Here is an 18,599-nt window from a genome sequence, read left to right as displayed (position 1 = left end):
AATTTGTGATTTTATGAATAAAACCAAGGATAAATTAAGATGATAAAACTATACGGTATTCCCAATTGCGATACGGTTAAAAAAGCGCGCAGTTGGTTGGCGGAAAACGGCATCGAGTTTGAGTTTGTAGATTTTAAGAAAAACGCCCCGACTGCCGAATTGATTGATGGCTGGCTGGGTCAGGCGGCTTTGGAAATTTTGCTCAATAAAAGAGGTACGACTTGGCGCAAGTTGGATAAAGATGCGCAAGAATCTGCCGCCACAAAAGAAGGTGCGATTGCTTTGATGGTGGAGAATCCCAGCATCATCAAGCGGCCTGTATTGGTCAAAGAAGGACAGGTTCATGTCGGATTTTCAGTAGAAGCGTATCAGGAAATTTTCGGATAAGGTATTTTTAGGTTTTTAGGCCGTCTGAAAAAGCAAGCCTCGAAAAAATACGTTACAATACGCGCTTTGAGCCTGTTTTCAGGATTTTAAGATTTTTGCGGCAGCATTTTCTGGCTGCCGCGCCAAACTTTTCTTTCGGATAAATATGTTCCATATTGTTGAAAAATATAAAACACCCGCCCAGATTGTTTTAGGTATCATCGGTCTGACCTTTATCGGATTCGGTGCCAATAACTTGTCTTCGCCGGGTTCTGATTACATTGTCAAAGTCGGGGATGAGAAGGTCAGCGAGCATGCTTTACAGATTGCGATACAAAACGAGCAGGCTGCCGGCAATAATGCACCTTCGCGTGATGCGGTATTCCAATCGTTATTGCAACGTGCTTATCTGAAGCAAGGTGCCAAGCTGATGGGCATCGCTGTGTCTCAGGAGCAAATCAAGCAAGTTATTGTGGATGATCCGAATTTCCATGATGCTTCCGGTAAATTCAGCCAGGATTTGCTCAAGAAATATTTGGATCAACGCAGGATGACCGAGGATCAGTTCGTTGAAGATATCCGCGAACAGTTCCAATTGCAAAATCTGTTGAATTTAGTGCAAAACGGCGCTTTGGTCAGCGATGCGCAAGCACGTCAGTTGATTAACCTGACTCAAGCAACACGTACCATCCGTTCATTTACGTTCAGCCCTGAAGCATTTGCGGCACAAGTAAAAGTAGATGATGCGGCTTTGCAAAAGTATTATGAAGCGCATAAAAAAGATTACTTGATTCCTCAAGCCGTTAAGCTGGAATATGTGGCTTTGAACATCAAAGATTTGGCTGACAAGCAAACCGTCAGTGCGGAAGAAGTACAAAAAGCTTACGACAGCAAAAGTGTAGATTTGTCGCCAAGAGCCGAAATTGCGCATATTTTCATTCCGGTCATGCCTAACGGAGATGAAGCAAGTAATGCGGAAATTAAAGCAGAAGTGGACAAAATGGCTGCGGAGCTTAAAGAGCATCCGGATTCGTTTGCCGAACTGGCGGCCAAGTATTCCAAAGACTTGTCCAGCAGCAATAAAGGCGGCAACTTGGGTTATCTGAGCAAAGGTGGCGGCAGCGGCTTTGGACCTGAATTCGATAAAGCGGCATTTGCATTGGGCAAAGGCGAAGTCAGCGATACCGTAAAATCATCTTTGGGTTATCACGTCATTAAAGTTTTGAATGTCGAAGCTGAGCCGACTTTGGAACAAGCCAAAGCGCGTATCGAAGCAGCCTTGAAACTGAAAAAAGCAGCTTCTGCCTTTAATGCTGCTAAAGAAAAATTGGGTGAAGATGCCTTCAATGATCCATCTTCTTTGGCAAAAGCAGCCGCCAATTCAGGTTTGAAAGTGGAAAACTTGGATGAATGGGTGACCAGAGCGGGTGCGAAAGAGGCAGGTTTGCCTGAAACGTTGATTAATGCTGCGTTTAGCGACGATGTACTGAAGAAAAAACACAATTCTGAAGTAATTGCCATCAACAACGAAACCGTTTGGGTCATTCGTGCGAAAGAAGTGCGCGAAGAGAAAATCGCACCATTTGCGGAAGTCAAAGACAATGTCCGTGCAGCATATCAGCGCTCTGAAGCCGCCAAACTGGCAGAGAAAAAAGCCCAGGAAACTTTGGCCGCATTGAAAGCCGGTAAAGCTGCTGATGTTCAATGGTCGCCTGTTTCTCAATTGAGCGCACAAGATGCACGTAAAACCATGTCTCCGGAGGCTTATGCAGCTTTGCTGAAAGCGCGTCCTGTCGGCGGCAAACCTGCGTATACATTGTTGGAAGGTATGCCTGCGCCGGTGATTATGGAAGTTCAGAGCGTTTCTGCTCCTGAAAATGCCGATTCACAGATTCCGGCTGCTAAACAGGCTTTGGTTCAGCAGCTTTCCGCCAATGTTTTCGATGCCTTGCTCCAGTATTTTGATAAGAAAATCGATCGTACGCAAGGTGCACAACAAGTTAATAATGCTGCCGAATAAGCAGAATATTAGAGTAGGGCAGCCGGATGAATTCCGGCTGTTTTCTTATTTTTAGCTATCTTTTTAAAGGCCGTCTGAAATCATGAGTAAAAATCCTGATGCCTTTGTCCGCTTGATTAATGCATTAAAAATCCTGCCTAATGTCGGCCCGAAATCCGCTCAACGCATGGCTTACCAGCTTTTACAGTACAAACGCGAAGAAGCGCAGGAGTTGGTGGATGCTTTGCAGTTTGCCTTAAGACAGGTGCAGCATTGTCGGATGTGTAATACATTTTGCGAAGGCGATTTGTGTGAAATTTGCGCCGACGAAAAACGTGAGAAAAGCCGCTTGATGATTGTGCATATGCCGGCGGATGTTTCCAGTATGGAGGCGGCTAATTGCCATGATGGCCTGTATTTTGTTTTGATGGGGCAAGTCAGTCCGGCGCAGGGCATGGATATTTCGGCAGTGGCATTAGATAAGCTGGTTGCCCGTTTGCAGGCGAGTGATATTGAGGAAATTATCATTGCAACCAACTTCACAGCCGAAGGCGACGCGACAGCGTATGTATTGGCGGAATTGTTTAAAAATCTTCCTTATAAAGTCAGCCGGTTGGCAAGGGGAATCCCTTTGGGCGGCGAGATGGAATATGTGGATGCCGGTACTTTGGCACAGGCTGTTTACGATAGAAGAAATATCCAATCTTAAATGCCAATATAAAAAGGCCGTCTGAATGTTTTTCAGACGGCCTTTTCATTGATGAAATCAGATTATTTGCAGCTGACGCCTTGAATTTGAGGCGTATCACCGTTGCCGACTTTAAATGCGCATTTGGTTGCGCTGCTGCCGGATACGGTAACAACACCGTTTCCGCTGTTGAGGCTGACAGGTTCTTTTACGCCCATGCCGACAGCAGTGGCTGCCAGTTTTTGAACATCGGCGTCGGAGTAAGCGGTATTGTTTGAACTGATTTTGATTTCTTTGGCGGCATATGCATTGAAGCTGAATGACAAACCTACAGCTACGGATACGAGGGCCAAGAATTTTTTGCTGTTCATTAGTGTATTTCCTTTTTGATGGTGACAAAGTGTGTCACAGCTTCAGAATAAGGGCGATTGGCCGATTGTGCAAGTTTTTCGGCGGAATTTACGGGAAGATACATGGTTTTACATACACTTTATCCCTGAATGCTACATCAGTCGGGCAATCGGACGACCTGTCGGTTTTACGGTACAATAAGCCATTTTTGACAAACGAATGAGGCATTTTTGAATGGCTTCTTTAGAAACTTGGATAGGCCTGCGCTATTTGCGTGCGAAAAAACGCAATGGCTTTATGTCATTTATTACCATGATTTCAATCGTCGGTATCGCCTTGGGTGTAACGGCGCTGATTGTGGTGTTATCGGTAATGAACGGATTTCAGAAAGAGATACGAGGTCAATTGTTGAACGTCGCACCTCATGCAGAAATCGGCTATTACGATGTCGGCAGTGCGCCGGGTTGGCAGAGTTTGCGCGAATTTGTAAAAGGCAAAAAGGAAGTATTGGCCAGCGCGCCTTATGTTTCCGATCAGGCTTTGCTTGCTAATGCAGGAGAAGTGCGCGGTGTACAAATACGCGGTATTTTGCCGTCTGAAGAAAAAAATGTCGTTGATTACGGCAAGGATATGCCGGCCGGCAGTTTCGACGATTTGAAGCCGGGCGAATTTGATATTATTTTGGGTCAAGGGCTTGCTGAGGCATTGGGCACGGAGATTGGTGGCAAGGTTACAGTGATTACGCCTGAGGGGAATGTTACTCCTGCCGGTGTAGTGCCGCGCTTGAAGCAGTTTAATGTGGTCGGTGTGGTAAAAACCGGTGTATATGAAGTCGATAACACATTGGCCATGACGCATATCAAGGATGCGCAAGTCTTGTATCGACTGGGTGAAAATGTCGGTGGGCTGCGTTTACGATTGGCTGATCCGCAGAATGCGCCGTCTTTCATTGCCAAGTTGATTCCCGATGCTAAAAAAGATGAAGTATGGGTGCGCGACTGGACGTTTAACAACCGCAGCTATTTTGAAGCCGTTGAGTTGGAAAAACGCATGATGTTCATCATTTTGACGCTGATTATCGCGGTTGCTGCGTTTAACCTTGTCTCGTCTTTGGTAATGGCGGTAACGGAAAAACAAGCCGATATTGCGATTTTGCGCACGTTGGGTTTGTCCCCGGGCGGCGTTATGAAGATTTTCTTGGTGCAGGGCGCTTTTGCGGGGTTCTTCGGTACGCTTGTGGGCGTGGTGTGCGGTGTATTGCTGGGTTGGAATGTCGGCAAGATTGTCGCGTTTTTTGAAGACCTGTTCGGCGTGCATTTGATTAACTCACAGGTTTATTTCATCGATTACCTGCCTAGCGATGTGAACTTGAAGGACGTCGCCGTTATTGCCTGCATTTCGCTTGGCTTGGCATTTATTGCCACACTGTATCCGAGCTGGCGTGCTGCAAAAACCCAACCTGCGGAGGCTTTGCGTTATGAGTAAGACAATTTTGAAATGTATCGGCGTTGGCAAAAGCTATAATGATGGCGCATTGAATGTACAAGTGTTGAATCATTTGGATTTTGAAGTTGCCGAAGCGGAAAGCGTGAGTATCATCGGTTCGTCAGGCAGCGGTAAATCCACATTGCTGCACCTTCTTGGTGGTTTGGATATGCCGTCTGAAGGCAAGGTAATGTTGATGGATCAGGATTTGGGCGGTTTGAGCCAAAAACAATTGGGCGAATTGCGCAACCGTTATTTGGGTTTTGTGTATCAGTTCCACCATCTATTGCCTGAGTTTTCTGCTTTGGAAAATGTCATGATGCCGCTTTTAATCGGCAAAATGCCCAAGGCGATGGCTGAGGAGAAGGCTGTCAAAATGCTGAAAAAGGTTGGCTTGGATAAGCGTATGCTGCACCGTCCGAGTGAACTTTCCGGAGGCGAGCGTCAGCGTGCGGCGATTGCCCGTGCTTTGGTTAATGAGCCGAAATGCCTGTTGGCAGATGAACCGACGGGGAACCTTGACCGTAAAAATGCGCAAAATGTGCTGGATATGATGCTGGATTTGAAACGCGAATTGAACACCAGCCTGATTGTGGTGACCCATGATGACGAACTGGCTGAGCGTTTCGACCGGGTAATGACCATGAAAGACGGCAGCCTGCAAGTGTTGCAATAAGGTTATTATTTCAGGCAAATATTTTATGCTTTGAACGGTATAATAGAGGCCGTCTGAAAAATAGGTTTTCATTTATGGAAACGCTGTTTTTCAGACGGCCTTTCTTTTTTCCGTATCAATCAATTCTGAGCCATGAATCCGACCGACTCTATCCTTTCCTCTGCCGCAGATGCGGCCATAGCGTTTTTCCGCCGCCACGAAGTACAGGGCGCATCCGTTATTGAGCCTTATGTGGTTCGACTGTTTGCAGCCTTGCAAAACGGGCATTCGTTTATTTACTTGGATAAAGCGGATGTTGATGCCTTAAGTAACTTGCCGAATTTGGTCGGCAATGCGGATAAACCGCTTATTCTGCACGGACGGAAATTGTTTTTGGGGCGGATGTGGCAGTTGGAACATGATTTGGCTGTTGAAATCAAACGGCTGGCCAGTGCCGAGGCGGAAGAAGTAAATTTTATGGCGGCTTCAAAAAGCCTGAGCGACTGGTTTGATACTAAAGACAGTAAAGAGCAACGGGATGCTGCAGCTTTGGCTTTGCTGCAAAACTTTATGCTGATTACCGGCGGGCCGGGTACGGGGAAGACGACGACCGTAGCAAAGCTTTTGGGCCTGATTTGTAATAACAGTACGAAGTTGCCCCGTATCGCGTTGGCGGCGCCGACGGGCAAAGCGGCTGCGCATATGGCACGGGCTTTACAGCGTGCTTTGGACGGTTTTGATTTGCCTCCAAGTATCAAAGCGCATTTGGAAAATTTGGAAGGGCAGACCGTCCATCGATTGTTGAAACTGCGTCCGCCGCAAATGCGCCCTGCGTTCAATCATGAACATCCGCTCGCTTTGGATGTTTTGGTGGTGGATGAGGCTTCGATGTTGGATTTGCCGCTGGTGTTGGATTTATTGCGTGCCGTGCCGACCGGTTGTCGTCTGGTGTTGCTTGGCGATGAAAACCAGTTGCCGTCGGTTGGCTTGGGAGCCGTATTGGCGGCATTGTCGCGTCCGACAGTTTTGGATAAAGAAACCGCTGAAAAGTTGGAAGTGTACCTGCCTGATCATGGCTTTGAGATTAAAGGGCAGCCACAGGTTTTATCGCAAAACAATGCCAAATTGACGTTCAGCCACCGTTTCGGTGCAAACAGCGGTATCGGTTGTTTGGCAAGGGCGGTGGTGTCCGGGGAAAAGCAAACTGCGGTCGAACAGTTTGACAAGTTCCCCAAAGAATTGGAAATGAAATCAGGCCGTCTGAAAGAGCAGGTTGCCTTGCTGTATCAAAAGCAACAGGATTATTGGCAGGCTGTGGCAGAGAATAATGTTGCACTCGCTTATGGTCATGCGGCCGATGTGGTGGTATTGGCAGCTTGGCGGCAGGATGCGGATGATTTGAATCAGGCTTATCAAGAATACTTGCAACGACAAGGCAAGGTTTCGGGCGAAATGCCTTGGTTTGCCGGACAAATCATCATGATTACGCATAATGATTACATGCTGGAAGTGTTTAACGGCGACATCGGGCTGATTATGAAAGATGAAGAATCGTTGAATGGCTTGTCTGCCTATTTTCCTGAGAAAGATGGATTCAAAAAAATTGCCATCAGCCGTTTGCCTGATTTTGAATCGGCTTTTGCCATGACGGTGCATAAGAGCCAAGGTTCGGAATATCGGGAAGTATGGCTGTTGCCCCCGTCAGTGCCTGCAACGACGGAAAGCGAAGAAGAAGCCCGAGGTTTGGATAAGGCTCTGCTTTACACAGCCATTACCCGTGCGCGTGAACGTTTTGTGTTTTGGGGAAATGCGGAGGAATTATGTCAGGCTGTGGGATGCCATCAAAAACGCAGGACGGCATTGGCCGATGCCTTGGAATGGCAGTTTGAACAGCTTGATGAGCAGGATTCTGTTTGACCTGAATCAAGAGGCCGTCTGAAAGAGGATAAAGCGTTTAAATCTGCTTGACTGATTACACTAATTTACATACGATAAAAATAATTAGTAAATAAAATGAATAATTTATACGAAATTCATAATTTTGTACGCTTTATCGAATACTTCACTTTCAATACCTTCTTTTGGAGAGTCGGCATGAAATTTCAAACCAAACTGATTGTAACCTGTATTTTATTGGCTTCATCGTCTTATTCTTTGGCAGAGAATGCTGATGGCGGACGTGATGCGGCGGCTTTGTCCACCACCAACGATTACGTCAATTCCGGCAGTATTATTCGCAAAGATGACGATAAAATCAGTATTTTCAATGATTTATTGACTATAAATGGTGGTTTGCGCGTGCGTGCGGATACCAAAGACATCAATGCCAACAACAGCAGCGTTAATCCGACGCCTGAAGATACCAATGCCAACTTTAATGCGGAGTTTTGGTTACGCGCAAAACTGTATAAAGATTGGAAATTGGTTGCCCAAATCGAGCCGAATATCGATTTGGAAACCGGTAAGTTCAACGGCGATCATGATGTGCCGGTGAATAAACTGTATGCCGAAGGTACTTTGTACAACAATATTAAAGCGCGTGTCGGTAAATTTGGTGCGTTCTCTTCATACGGCCGCGTATGGGATACCGAAGTAACCGGCGGCGAAATCTTCTTCGACAATAAAACCCTGCCTACCAAAATCTATGCGGGCCGCCGTACTGGCAATCTAAACGACAACACATGGGGCATTGGTGGCCGTCGCAGACATTTTGCCGCAGTTCAAAGCGTGTTGCCTGTAAATGAGAATATCAACGTCGGCGCAACGGTCAGCTACATGAAAGACATCGATGTACGCGGTGCGAAGAAAAATGCGGTCTTTGGAGAAATCGGTACGGATATCAAGTTTAATGACGATTGGCATTGGATGGCCGCAGTCAGCAAGTCCAATATCAAAGCCTATAATGATGCCGGACAAAAAATTAAAAATGATGGCGTGTTCACTGAAGTACGCTATAAATTGGCCGACTGGAACGTCCGCAATTCTTACGACGTATTCTTGAACTACCGCCGTGTCGGTTTGTTGTCCGGTGTCTCTTCTGTTGAGGATTACAGCAAAAACGTCCAAGGCGTGCAAATCGGTGCGACCTATATTCCTTGGAAAAACTGGAAACTCAAAGGCTTCTATTTGGCCGGTAAACAGGTTACACCTACTGTCGGCACGGATAAGCAGGATGTAAACGTTATTCGTGGTCAGTTAGAATATAAATTTTAATCATTACAAATAAAAAACAGGCAGGATGTCCTGCCTGTTTTTGGTTTTCAGACGGCATGGATATGGGGCCGTCTGAAATAATGGATTCGACGCTTACCAGCTATCGCGTTTCATACGGTCAAGCTGGCGGCGGTCGCGTTTGGTTGGGCGTCCGTCCGGATAAGCGGCACTGATGCGGCTGGCTTGGTCGAGCTGTTTTTGAGCTTCGCGTTCGGCAGCCGTTTTCATGTCTTCTTCGTAGAGTAAACGCGCTTCCGGTGCCGGTCGGCGTTGATGATTGAGCGCGGCAACTTTGAATTTGTAGGGAAGGGAGTTCAAAGTCATGTCGATGGTGTCGCCGGCAGAAATATTTTTGCTGTTTTTCACCTTTGAGCCGTTTACCAAAACCCTGCCCAGCTCAATATGTTTTTGTGCCAGCGCGCGGGTCTTGAAAAAGCGCGCGGCCCAAAGCCATTTGTCCAAGCGCATGGACGAATTGTCATGATCGTTTTTCATAGCCTGTTTGAAATGATTGAACTGAATTGAAGTTTATCATAAGATACGGCACTTCATGAGTTTAGTGCAGATATACTATTTCTTTGTTAAAGGCCGTCTGAAAGATTTTTTATTGCAAAAGATGGCAGTTTCCCTTTGAGAAATGCTGTCAAATACGTCTGATTAGCGTATCATGTCAGCAACCGTTACCGAGAGCTTTGTTTTATGAAACCCGTTTTTTTGGACTTCGAACAACCCATCGCCGAATTAACCAATAAAATTGACGAGTTGCGATTCGTACAAGACGAATCTGCCGTTGATATTTCCGACGAGATTGCCAGACTGCAAAAGAAAAGCAGCGAGTTGACCAAGTCAATTTTCAGCAAGCTGACTCCGGCTCAAATTTCACAAGTGTCCCGCCATCCGCAACGTCCTTATACTTTGGACTACATCAACGGTATTTTTACCGATTTTGAAGAGTTGCATGGCGAACGCCATTATTCTGACGATCATGCCATTGTCGGCGGTTTGGCGCGTTTCAACGGCCAAAGCGTGATGGTTATCGGCCATCAAAAAGGTCGCGATACCAAAGAAAAAATCCGCCGTAATTTCGGTATGCCGCGTCCTGAGGGTTACCGTAAGGCATTGCGCTTGATGAAGACTGCCGAAAAATTCAATATTCCAGTTATGACCTTTGTCGATACACCAGGCGCGTATCCGGGCATTGGTGCAGAAGAACGCGGCCAGTCTGAAGCCATCGGCCGTAATTTGTACGAACTGACCCGCCTGCATGTGCCGGTATTGTGCACCATCATTGGCGAAGGTGGTTCGGGTGGCGCGTTGGCAGTGGCTGTCGGCGACTATGTTAATATGCTGCAATACTCGACTTATTCGGTGATTTCTCCCGAAGGTTGCGCCTCTATTCTTTGGAAAACTGCTGAAAAAGCAGCAGATGCCGCGCAAGCATTGGGTATTACCGCCAAACGCCTGCAAGAATTGGATGTCATCGACAAAGTGATTGATGAGCCTTTGGGCGGCGCACACCGTGATTTTGAAACCACGATGAAAAACGTTAAAACCGTTTTGGAGCAGCAATTAAGCGAAGCGCAAAGTATGACCATGCCTGACTTGCTTTCTCGCCGTTTTGACCGCATCATGGCTTACGGTAAATTTACCGATAAATAAGTTTGACTGCTGAAAAAGCAAGCAGATGTCGCTGCTTGCTTTTTTTGTGTTCTATTTTTGAGTCATTCACAATTTCAGGCCGTCTGAAATGTCGCAAGTATCCCCTGATTCCCTATTTAAAAGTTTTCAAACAGCTTTTCCTGATTTGCCGAACCATACTGTTTTTGAAGTTGGCTTGAGTGGCGGATTAGATTCTGTCGTCCTGCTGCATCTTTTGCATCGGATGCGCGAATTTCGCCATTTTGATTTGCGTGCCGTTCATGTTCATCACGGTTTAAGCACCAATGCCGACAGTTGGGCAAAATTTTGTCAGGATTATTGTCAGCGTCTGGATGTTGCCTTGCGGGTGTGCCGCGTTAATGTGCAAAACCAAGGAAAAGGTTTGGAAGCGGCAGCTAGGGCTGCCCGATATCAGGCATTTTCAGACGGCCTGAGGAAAATTATTGTTTTGGCCCATCACCACAATGATCAAATCGAAACATTTATGTTGTCGGCTGTGCGCGGGGGCGGATTACGCGGTATGGCAGCCATGCCTGTATGGCGTAATTTAAATGAAGAAATTCAAATCTGGCGACCACTTTTGGCATTTTCTCGTCAGGAATTGGCTGAGTATGCGCAACAGTGGGGATTATCTTTTGTTGAAGACGAAAGTAATGAAGACTCCGGCTATTTACGCAATTGGATGAGGAATCAGGCTTTACCGCAATGGCAGCAACGTATTCCGAATTTTGAGCGGCAAATTTGTGCCAATGTTCGATTATTGCAGGAAGATTTGCAGCTTTTAGATGAATTGATTGAGTCTGAATATCAGCGCATCAGTCCAAACGAAATATTCAGCATCAGTCTGTGGCGGAAATGTACGCCGCTTTTGCGTCGTCGGCTGCTTTGGTATTTTTTGCGAAAGCAAACAGAATCATTGCCTTCTTATCACAGTATTGCCGATTTTGCCCGAGTGTTGGAAACCGCTGATCAGGCGCAGTTGAATTTGCCAGATGGGGAACTGGTCGCATATCGAGACAAGTTGTTTGTTTGTCAGGAAAGTGAGTTTCAAAAACTGCCTTGGTGTAATGGCAGGGAAGTTCGAGGCCGTCTGAAAGATATTTTGCTCGAAAATGGTTTTGTTTTATTACCGTTTAAGGGAGGTTTGTCGGCAGAGGAGTTGGAGAAGCCGGCGGTACTTAGAAGTGTGGCCAAAGGTGATGTGCTTCAGTCGGGACAGAGGGAAAAATCAGTCGAAAAACTATTGCAAGAGTGTCATATTGTGCCACTCGTCCGTAATTATTGGCCGATTATCCTAAGTATGGGCAACAAGTGCCTTGCTGTTGTTAATCTTCGGGTGGGAAGCGATGTTCAAATAGGGGAAGGCTATCTGCCTGTTCATGAAAAGTTGGTCAAATATATAGCAGAAAAGCAAAGAGACTAACTGTAAATTTAGTAAGTATTAGTAATTTAACTACTTGTGCTAAGTGTATATATAATAAGCAATACAGCCTATGTTAGAGTATATGCACGAATAAACTTTTGCGATTAAATGTAATCTTGTGGAACTATTTCAAAGCGATGCTGTCTTTATTGTGCACAGCACGCTTTACTATTTTTTGGTTTAAAGCAGTAAAACGATTAAAGGTTGGGTATGAACGATCGCCAAATAGATCAAGTTTTGGTGGAGCGCGCGCAGAAAGGTGACCATAAGGCATTCGAGATGCTGATGTCCAAGTATCAGCGTCGGCTAAACAGACTGATTTCCCGTTTTATTCAGGATGAGCATGAAGTGCACGATGTAACCCAAGAGGCAATGATTAGGGCTTATCGTGCGCTGGTTAATTTTCGCGGTGAGAGTGCGTTTTATACATGGCTGTACCGTATCGGTATCAATACGGCAAAGAATTTCCTGACCACTTCGGGTCGCCAGTTTTTTGTCAGCTCGGAGGCAGCCAATGAGGAGGGAGATGTTCTTGATTTAACCGATCAGGTTGCGGATTACCATACGCCGGAAGCTGAAATGATGAATCGGGAAATCTTGCAGACCGTCGAAGCAAGCATTGCGCAACTGCCAGACGATATGCGTCAAGCCATTACGCTTAGGGAAATGGATGGCTTGTCTTACGAAGAAATAGCTCGGGTAGTGGATTGTCCGATAGGTACTGTACGTTCGCGTATTTTCAGAGCGCGTGAACTGATTGCAAAAGATTTGCGGCCGCTGTTGGATACTTCTGAAGATCAAAGGTGGTAATAAAAATGAACGAAAAAACAAATAAAGCATTGGAGTATGTGTCTGCATTGATGGACGGTGAAGCATTGACTGATGAGATGCTGGATGCCGTATTGGCAGACGAGGAAGCTATGCGCGCTTGGCATGAGTACCACATTATCGGCGACTGTATCCGTCAGGGTGCAGCGGCAAGTGTTGCCGGTGAAACCATGCAAAGCAAAGCATTTACAGTGCCTCAAGCCGAAGCTGAAGGCAAACAGGAAAAATATGCTCAGCGTGAAGCGGCTAATAGCGGCTTCTTCAAATTCTTCGCAGCTGCTGCCAGTGTGTGTGCGATTGCTGTTGCAGTATGGCAATTTACACCGCAAACTTCTCGTGACGCTATGCCAGTTGCAGAGAAGTCTAATACTCAGCCTGCCCAAAATATCATTCCGGTAAGCGGTACGCCTGTTGATAAAGCGGCTTCCGAGCCTGGCGAGACTGTTGTGCCGAATGCGGCAAAAGACGGTAAACTTGAAAACCGTCCTACTGTCCGCACCGAGCAGCAAAATGAGCAGCAGACTGTTGTGCAGTAAAAAATGAAATCATGTAAAACCCTTGCTTTATTGCAAGGGTTTTTTATTTCCAAAGCAAAACCGTCAGGCCGTCTGAAAGCATAGCTTCAACGAAGTCAAAACAGTTATAATGCGTTCCATGAAACTGATTACCTCTGCTCAAAACGAACAGCTCAAACATTTATTCCGTCTGCTGATGCAGGCCAAAGCAAGGCGCGAAAGCGGTGAAACCGTATTGGAAGGCGTACATCTGCTGCAAACTTATTTGCAAAGCGGCGGTACGCCCAAACAGGTTTACCTGCCTGAAAAGAAACAGCAACATCCTGAAATTCAAGAAATTACGGCACAGTTGGATGAGGGATTGATTACTTGGGTCGGTAACGAAGCGCTGTCTAAAATCAGCAGTCTGACTGATGCCGATGATGTGATGACTTGGATTGATATTCCGAAACAGGCAGACTTGCCTTCAGACGGCGATTGCGTGGTATTGGAGCGGGTACAAGACCCCGGCAATGCAGGCACAATTTTGCGCAGCGCGGCGGCGGCAGGAGTCAAGCAAATTGTGTGCGGCAATGATTCCGTGGATATCTGGTCGCCCAAAGTGTTGCGAGCGGGGATGGGCGCGCATTTTCTGCTGTCTATTTTCAGCCGAGTGGAATTATCCGCTTGGATGGAAACGTATCAGCATCAAATTTGGGCAACTGCCTTGGGCGGGCGCAATATCGGTTTGTATGAAATGGACCTCAGTCAACCTTGTGCTTGGGTGTTTGGCAACGAAGGCAGCGGCGTGAGCGAAACGGTAAAAGAGAAGGCCGATGCCTGTGTCAAAATTCCTATGTTGGGGCAAACCGAATCCTTGAATGTCGCGATGGCGGCGACGGTTTGTCTGTTTGAACAAATGCGGCAGCGTATCCATGCCCAGGCCGTCTGAAAACAATAATACGATTTTATTTTAAGGAACAAAAATGCAAATACTGACTTTTGATGAAGCGGCACGCAGCCGGTTGATGGAATTGCTGGATGCCAAATCCGAAGCCCACAACACCATGCGTTGTGATGAGGTTCAAGGTTTTATGATGGCTTTATTGAGCGGTCCGGATGCTTTGAACCCGACCAACTGGCTGCCTGAGATTTTGGGTGAAGAATCTTTGTTTGATGCTAAAGAGCGCACCGAAATCGAGCGTTTGGTAATGGCAATGGCCGCTGATATGCGCATGAAGCTCAACGAGAAGATTTTGCCTGATTTGTGGTTTTATGAAGATGAAGCCGGCAATCCGGATTTCTACACTTGGTGTAACGCTTATCTTTACGCACTGGATATTGTGCCTACCGATTGGTTTGAAGCAGTCGATCAGGAAGAGTTTGAAGATTTGTTCTATCCGATTATGGCTTTGGGCGGTATCTATGACGATGGGGAAAACGGCGAAGTCATCTTGCATCTGAATGAAAAAGAGCTGACCCAGCTGGAATCTGATTTGCCGCATGTCCTGCTTGATATTTACTGGTACTGGCAGGCCATCATCAATAAGCCGCAAACCGTACGCCGTGAAGGCGAAAAAGTGGGGCGCAACGATCCTTGCCCGTGTGGCAGCGGTAAGAAGTACAAAGCCTGCTGCGGCAAATAAACCATGAAATAAAAAGGCCGTCTGAATGCTTGAAATTCAGACGGCCTTTAATATTTTTTGTTTAGAAGAATGAGGCTAACCAAACAAACAGGATAGTCAGTGCAATGGTCAAGGCGCAGCCGATTTTGGCCACGGTACCGATGATGAAGCCGATAAACGTACCGATACCGACTTTGCCTGCCTGCCAAGTGTCTTTGCGTGCGATAAATTCGCCAATGGCCGCACCGGTCAACGGGCCGAGCAACAAGCCGGGAATGGAGAAAAATGCACCAACGATGCCGCCGATAAACGCACCCCAAACCGCGGTTTTACTTGCGCCGGTATATTTTGCACCCAGCGCACCCGCCACATAGTCCATCGCAGTACCGAATACGGCAACGATGGCCAAAAAGGTCAGCGTACCCGAGCCAAACACTTGATAATCGCCGGCATAACCCAACAGCCATGCGCCACCAAACATCAAACCCAATCCGGGCAAGGCGGGATAAATAGTGCCTAAAATGCCGACAACAATGGCAATCAAGCCGAGAACGATGAGAACAGCAGTCATGAGGTTCCTTTTGAATTTAAGAGTGTAATAACGGCAGTATTATGGGCACGTTTTGTTATATTTTCATGAGAGATTGTGCAATAAAATGAAAAATTATCCGGAGGCGCGCCCAATTAAAATCGATGGATAAATATCTGAGCGAATTATTGTAAATCATGCTCTGAATGATTGAATAAATTTCTATTCAAATATAAAAGCAGGCCAAAGTACACTGCAACCCAATACGCATCTGTATAACCAATAGCCTTTGCCAGCCGTAGGGCGGCGAAACCGGCCGCGTAACTGCCGAGCAGAACCACGGAAAATTGCAGGCTGCTGTCGAGTGCAGCGGTGGCACGGTCGGATTTGTCCATCACCAAGGCTAGTATCACCGGCAGCAGCAGCGTGTAGCTCAGGCTCAGGGCGATGATTTGCGCGGGGGGCAGCCAAGAGCGGACGCGGGCGAGCGTGTCGATGGCAGTCATGGACGCCAAAAGCGGCAGTTGCAGCGCGTAGAGCAGGAAAACGAGTTTGCGGCGCGGATAATTGCGCGAAAACCAGCCCGACAGCGGCGTTACAATCAGGCAGGCAACAGGAATACCTACCGCCAAAATTCCGCCCGTCTGTTTCGGAGTGAAGCCCAAATCCGCCAGTTTGGGTACAAAAGTTGCCGCCATAAACGCATACGGTGCGGCAATGGCAAACAGCAAAACCAGCCACCGCCAGCCCGTTTCAGGTTGCTGCCAAAAAGAAACCAGCCGTGCTGCCAACGCCGTCCAACTGCCCTGCGCAGTCGGACTTTCTGGCTCGCGGTAGTACAAGAGTTGCAGCAACATCAGCAGGCTGAACGCCAGCATCAAGCCGGCCGCCGCCGTCTGTCCGTATTCCTGATACAGCCACAACACCAGTGCGCCGCCGATCATCTTGCCGCCGCGCGCAGCCATCGTTTGAATCACGCCGCCGAAACCGCGTTCGCGGTGCGGCAGGACGATGCACGACAAACCCAGCATCGCGCAGCCGTACACCGCCGACATCGCCGAGAGCAGTATGCAGCAGGTCAAAAGCAGCGCGAAGTTCTGCGTTATGTCGGTACAGGCCATCAGCCCGAACACGGCCGAAAGCCCCAGCGTCGCCGCCAGCAGCCAGCCGCGAAACCGCCCGAACCGCCCCGCTGGCTGCCGCTCCATCAGTGTGGCAAACAATACCTTCGCTGCTTCGATACTGCCGATTAAATGAATCCAGCTCAGTTGGTTCAGGCTGTAACCGTGATTTTTCAAAATAGCGACCAGCGCGACCAGATAAAAACCGGTTAGCGTGAATTTGTAAGTGCTGCCGCCGATAAGCAACAGCCAGTCGCGTGAGTTTGGGGAAGTCTGATTGTCGGACATCACATGATTCTTTTGAAGATGAGGCAAATAAAGGGACAAGGCCGTCTGAACATATTGGGTGGCAATACTTGATTTGTATTTAAATAGGTTTAGTATCTTTTCGGACGGCCTTCAACGCTTCTTCTGCGCGAAGTAGGGCGGTTGTTTCATCTGCTTCGACGATGTAGTTCACGCCCAGCGCGGGGCCGAGTTTGGACGATTGCTCGCGGAAGAACGCCAATTGCGCCGCGTCGGGTTCGATAAGGAGCATGGCGGCGCAGCGTTCGGACAGTTGCGGCCGATGTGCCTTTATCCATTCGATGTAAGTTTTGCGGTCGGCAATGCGCTGTTCATCGCTTACCTGCCGCCGCATCGGGGTGCAGACGGTGGCGAAGCGGGAGTTTTGGTTTAACAGGGTTTCGAATTCGGTCAGCCAGTCGGCGAAGTCGGCGACGTGGGTCAGGTCGGTCAGGTAGATGGTGCCTTCGGGCAGGGTTTTGGCGGGGGTGAAGTAGTGCATGGGATTCCTTTGGGTGTTTTGGAGGAATAAACGGTAGGCCGGGCATAAATGTCCGACCTATGTTTTTTCAGACGGCCTCTATCATTTCAGCTTCATTTAAAACTTCCATTCTGCGCTCACGCCTACGCTTCTGGGGCGTTGGTAGAGTGCGTCTTGGCGGTCGGCGCTGGAAATGAATATGGGGCGGCGGCGGTTGAACACGTTGTCGGCGTAGAGCGAGATGCGGCCTTGTTTGAAGTTGTAGGCGGTGTAGAGGTTGACTTGGTTGTATGCGCCGATTTTGCCCGATTCGGCATTGTTGGCGGCGGAGTAGTAGCCGCCGTAGAAGCGCACGTCGCCGCCGGCTTCCCAGCCTTTGTCGTTCAGGTATTTCACGCCGATGTTGGCGGTGTATTTGGGTGCGCGGCCGAGTTTGTTGCCTTCGATGCCGCTGTCGGGATAGCTTTTGATTTTGGTGTTGAGCAGCCCCAGTCCGGTGGTGAGTTTCAGGCTGTCGGTCGCCTGCCAGTCGGCGGCGAGTTCTGCGCCGTAGGTATGGACTTTTTTGGCGTTGCGGATGACGACGGAGTTGGTGCCGAGATAGAAGGGAAGCTGCATGTCGCGGTAGTGGTTCAGGAACAGGTTGCCGGAGAGTTGCAGGCGGCGGTCTGCGCTGCGCCAGCGGGTGTACCACTCGTAGTTGTTCACATATTCGGGTTCATAAGTGTAGGTTACGACGGGGCGGCCGAAGGTGATGCCCGCGCCGCCCGGGTTGTAGCCGCGCGCGGCTTTGATGCCGCTGACCCATTGGTCAGTGGGTTTGAAGGCGATGTCGATTTTGGGCAGGAACACGGTCTGGCCTTTGTCTAAATCAAGGTGCAGTGCGCCGCTACCGCCGCTTCGTTTGTGCGTTTCTTTTTCAATGCGGGCGGCGGCCGTGATGTCCCATTTTTCGCTGGGGCTGTATGTGGTTTCGGCAAACAGGGCGCGCACGCTGTTGCGGTCGTCAAAGGTGTTGCGGCCGCCGACGTTGCGGATGTCCCCCCATTCGTCTTGTTTGCTGCGGAAGTAGTGCAGTCCGGCAAGGCCTTTCAGACGGCCTTTGTTGGAAAAATGCAATACCGGCTCCCATTGCAGTTCGCGGCCTTTGAGTTCGGCGGGCACGCCTTGCGGTCTGACGGTCATCGGCAGGTGCAGCCGCTCGTTGTGGTAGCGGCCGTAAATCAGTTTGTTTTCCAGTTTCAGATAGTCGTTAAGCTGCCACGATACGTCCCAGATGCCCGATGTCGAGCCGGTTACGAACACGGGCTTTTCTTTTAAAGGGTATACGGATTTAATGGTTGATGGGGCACCTTCACCCCATCAATCTGATACCACCCTCAGATGGTTGATAGATC

Annotated in this window: 18 protein-coding genes and 1 pseudogene; 13 read left to right on the top strand and 6 right to left on the bottom strand. The window is 48.2% G+C overall.

Annotated features, from left to right (window positions below):
- The first annotated feature begins 39 nt into the window (after positions 1-39).
- The 3 genes from ACTHSA_RS03630 (at position 40) to recR (ending at position 3,074) form a co-directional block, all read left to right on the top strand.
- The gene (locus ACTHSA_RS03630) at positions 40-387 is read left to right on the top strand and encodes an ArsC family reductase (RefSeq protein ID WP_004519737.1); all 348 of its coding nucleotides are present in this window, start codon (positions 40-42) and stop codon (positions 385-387) included.
- 145 nt (positions 388-532) lie between these two features.
- Positions 533-2,386 carry a SurA N-terminal domain-containing protein gene (locus tag ACTHSA_RS03625; protein WP_440366949.1) on the top strand — a complete coding sequence of 618 codons (1,854 nt, stop codon included), beginning with the start codon at positions 533-535 and terminating at the stop codon, positions 2,384-2,386.
- Positions 2,387-2,468: 82 nt separating this feature from the next.
- On the top strand, positions 2,469-3,074 hold the full coding sequence (gene recR, locus ACTHSA_RS03620; RefSeq protein WP_003679078.1) for a recombination mediator RecR: 606 nt from the start codon (positions 2,469-2,471) through the stop codon (positions 3,072-3,074).
- 62 nt (positions 3,075-3,136) lie between these two features.
- Here recR and ACTHSA_RS03615 read toward each other — a convergent pair whose 3' ends face one another.
- The gene (locus ACTHSA_RS03615) at positions 3,137-3,424 is read right to left on the bottom strand and encodes a hypothetical protein (RefSeq protein WP_003683377.1); all 288 of its coding nucleotides are present in this window, start codon (positions 3,422-3,424) and stop codon (positions 3,137-3,139) included.
- 214 nt (positions 3,425-3,638) lie between these two features.
- Between ACTHSA_RS03615 and ACTHSA_RS03610 the strand changes: the two genes are divergently transcribed.
- The 4 genes from ACTHSA_RS03610 to ACTHSA_RS03595 all read left to right on the top strand — a co-directional run bounded on the left by ACTHSA_RS03610 (position 3,639) and on the right by ACTHSA_RS03595 (position 8,757).
- Complete coding sequence (locus tag ACTHSA_RS03610) at positions 3,639-4,889, top strand: lipoprotein-releasing ABC transporter permease subunit (RefSeq protein ID WP_004519734.1); 1,251 nt, start codon at positions 3,639-3,641, stop codon at positions 4,887-4,889.
- Positions 4,882-5,565: a lipoprotein-releasing ABC transporter ATP-binding protein LolD gene (gene lolD, locus ACTHSA_RS03605; protein ID WP_070460784.1), complete on the top strand. Its 684-nt coding sequence runs from the start codon at positions 4,882-4,884 to the stop codon at positions 5,563-5,565. Before ACTHSA_RS03610 ends, lolD begins: the two co-directional genes overlap by 8 nt.
- A gap of 132 nt (positions 5,566-5,697) precedes the next feature.
- Entirely contained in the window at positions 5,698-7,461 is a 1,764-nt protein-coding gene (recD, locus tag ACTHSA_RS03600) for an exodeoxyribonuclease V subunit alpha (RefSeq protein ID WP_440378801.1), read from the top strand.
- A 96-nt stretch (positions 7,462-7,557) separates the two neighbouring features.
- Entirely contained in the window at positions 7,558-8,757 is a 1,200-nt protein-coding gene (locus tag ACTHSA_RS03595) for a hypothetical protein (RefSeq protein ID WP_004519731.1), read from the top strand.
- 93 nt (positions 8,758-8,850) lie between these two features.
- Here ACTHSA_RS03595 and ACTHSA_RS03590 read toward each other — a convergent pair whose 3' ends face one another.
- Positions 8,851-9,252, bottom strand: a complete 402-nt coding sequence (locus tag ACTHSA_RS03590; protein WP_003679090.1) for an RNA-binding S4 domain-containing protein — start codon at positions 9,250-9,252, stop codon at positions 8,851-8,853.
- A 204-nt stretch (positions 9,253-9,456) separates the two neighbouring features.
- Here ACTHSA_RS03590 and ACTHSA_RS03585 point away from each other — a divergent pair, with 204 nt between their 5' ends.
- From ACTHSA_RS03585 to ACTHSA_RS03560, 6 genes are all read left to right on the top strand, one after another.
- Positions 9,457-10,416: an acetyl-CoA carboxylase carboxyltransferase subunit alpha gene (locus ACTHSA_RS03585; protein WP_440367629.1), complete on the top strand. Its 960-nt coding sequence runs from the start codon at positions 9,457-9,459 to the stop codon at positions 10,414-10,416.
- Between the two features lie 88 nt (positions 10,417-10,504).
- A complete protein-coding gene (gene tilS, locus ACTHSA_RS03580) occupies positions 10,505-11,839 on the top strand; it encodes a tRNA lysidine(34) synthetase TilS (protein ID WP_440367627.1) in 1,335 nt (444 codons plus the stop codon).
- Between the two features lie 210 nt (positions 11,840-12,049).
- On the top strand, positions 12,050-12,649 hold the full coding sequence (rpoE, locus tag ACTHSA_RS03575; protein WP_063068110.1) for an RNA polymerase sigma factor RpoE: 600 nt from the start codon (positions 12,050-12,052) through the stop codon (positions 12,647-12,649).
- A 5-nt stretch (positions 12,650-12,654) separates the two neighbouring features.
- Entirely contained in the window at positions 12,655-13,203 is a 549-nt protein-coding gene (locus tag ACTHSA_RS03570; RefSeq protein ID WP_440367625.1) for a sigma-E factor negative regulatory protein, read from the top strand.
- 118 nt (positions 13,204-13,321) lie between these two features.
- Positions 13,322-14,113, top strand: a complete 792-nt coding sequence (locus ACTHSA_RS03565; RefSeq protein WP_070826287.1) for a TrmH family RNA methyltransferase — start codon at positions 13,322-13,324, stop codon at positions 14,111-14,113.
- 34 nt (positions 14,114-14,147) lie between these two features.
- Positions 14,148-14,807 carry a YecA family protein gene (locus ACTHSA_RS03560; RefSeq protein WP_070826230.1) on the top strand — a complete coding sequence of 220 codons (660 nt, stop codon included), beginning with the start codon at positions 14,148-14,150 and terminating at the stop codon, positions 14,805-14,807.
- Positions 14,808-14,868: 61 nt separating this feature from the next.
- Here ACTHSA_RS03560 and ACTHSA_RS03555 read toward each other — a convergent pair whose 3' ends face one another.
- The 4 genes and pseudogenes from ACTHSA_RS03555 to ACTHSA_RS03540 all read right to left on the bottom strand — a co-directional run.
- On the bottom strand, positions 14,869-15,357 hold the full coding sequence (locus ACTHSA_RS03555) for a DUF456 domain-containing protein (protein ID WP_063075298.1): 489 nt from the start codon (positions 15,355-15,357) through the stop codon (positions 14,869-14,871).
- Positions 15,358-15,500: 143 nt separating this feature from the next.
- Positions 15,501-16,724, bottom strand: coding sequence for an MFS transporter (locus ACTHSA_RS03550; RefSeq protein ID WP_440367622.1), 1,224 nt, complete (start codon positions 16,722-16,724; stop codon positions 15,501-15,503).
- Between the two features lie 79 nt (positions 16,725-16,803).
- Positions 16,804-17,223 carry an extensin gene (locus ACTHSA_RS03545; RefSeq protein WP_107737467.1) on the bottom strand — a complete coding sequence of 140 codons (420 nt, stop codon included), beginning with the start codon at positions 17,221-17,223 and terminating at the stop codon, positions 16,804-16,806.
- Positions 17,224-17,319: 96 nt separating this feature from the next.
- Positions 17,320-18,522, bottom strand: a pseudogene (locus tag ACTHSA_RS03540) (TonB-dependent receptor); the annotation flags it as partial.
- Positions 18,523-18,599 lie beyond the last annotated feature (77 nt).

It is taken from the genome of Neisseria sp. P0008.S002 (assembly GCF_051962805.1).
GTDB lineage: Bacteria > Pseudomonadota > Gammaproteobacteria > Burkholderiales > Neisseriaceae > Neisseria > Neisseria perflava.
This window is presented reverse-complemented; position numbering and strand designations above follow the sequence as displayed.

What these genes read in the sequence shown, in the direction of transcription:
- ACTHSA_RS03595 (WP_004519731.1), top strand. Translation starts at nt 7,558, where the DNA reads ATGAATAATTTATACGAAATTCATAATTTTGTACGCTTTATCGAATAC.
- recR (WP_003679078.1), top strand. Translation starts at nt 2,469, where the DNA reads ATGAGTAAAAATCCTGATGCCTTTGTCCGCTTGATTAATGCATTAAAA.
- ACTHSA_RS03630 (WP_004519737.1), top strand. Translation starts at nt 40, where the DNA reads ATGATAAAACTATACGGTATTCCCAATTGCGATACGGTTAAAAAAGCG.
- ACTHSA_RS03550 (WP_440367622.1), bottom strand. Translation starts at nt 16,724, where the DNA reads ATGTCCGACAATCAGACTTCCCCAAACTCACGCGACTGGCTGTTGCTT.
- ACTHSA_RS03545 (WP_107737467.1), bottom strand. Translation starts at nt 17,223, where the DNA reads ATGCACTACTTCACCCCCGCCAAAACCCTGCCCGAAGGCACCATCTAC.
- ACTHSA_RS03565 (WP_070826287.1), top strand. Translation starts at nt 13,322, where the DNA reads ATGAAACTGATTACCTCTGCTCAAAACGAACAGCTCAAACATTTATTC.
- ACTHSA_RS03590 (WP_003679090.1), bottom strand. Translation starts at nt 9,252, where the DNA reads ATGAAAAACGATCATGACAATTCGTCCATGCGCTTGGACAAATGGCTT.
- tilS (WP_440367627.1), top strand. Translation starts at nt 10,505, where the DNA reads ATGTCGCAAGTATCCCCTGATTCCCTATTTAAAAGTTTTCAAACAGCT.
- ACTHSA_RS03560 (WP_070826230.1), top strand. Translation starts at nt 14,148, where the DNA reads ATGCAAATACTGACTTTTGATGAAGCGGCACGCAGCCGGTTGATGGAA.
- ACTHSA_RS03625 (WP_440366949.1), top strand. Translation starts at nt 533, where the DNA reads ATGTTCCATATTGTTGAAAAATATAAAACACCCGCCCAGATTGTTTTA.
- ACTHSA_RS03570 (WP_440367625.1), top strand. Translation starts at nt 12,655, where the DNA reads ATGAACGAAAAAACAAATAAAGCATTGGAGTATGTGTCTGCATTGATG.
- ACTHSA_RS03585 (WP_440367629.1), top strand. Translation starts at nt 9,457, where the DNA reads ATGAAACCCGTTTTTTTGGACTTCGAACAACCCATCGCCGAATTAACC.
- recD (WP_440378801.1), top strand. Translation starts at nt 5,698, where the DNA reads ATGAATCCGACCGACTCTATCCTTTCCTCTGCCGCAGATGCGGCCATA.
- ACTHSA_RS03555 (WP_063075298.1), bottom strand. Translation starts at nt 15,357, where the DNA reads ATGACTGCTGTTCTCATCGTTCTCGGCTTGATTGCCATTGTTGTCGGC.
- ACTHSA_RS03610 (WP_004519734.1), top strand. Translation starts at nt 3,639, where the DNA reads ATGGCTTCTTTAGAAACTTGGATAGGCCTGCGCTATTTGCGTGCGAAA.
- lolD (WP_070460784.1), top strand. Translation starts at nt 4,882, where the DNA reads ATGAGTAAGACAATTTTGAAATGTATCGGCGTTGGCAAAAGCTATAAT.
- rpoE (WP_063068110.1), top strand. Translation starts at nt 12,050, where the DNA reads ATGAACGATCGCCAAATAGATCAAGTTTTGGTGGAGCGCGCGCAGAAA.
- ACTHSA_RS03615 (WP_003683377.1), bottom strand. Translation starts at nt 3,424, where the DNA reads ATGAACAGCAAAAAATTCTTGGCCCTCGTATCCGTAGCTGTAGGTTTG.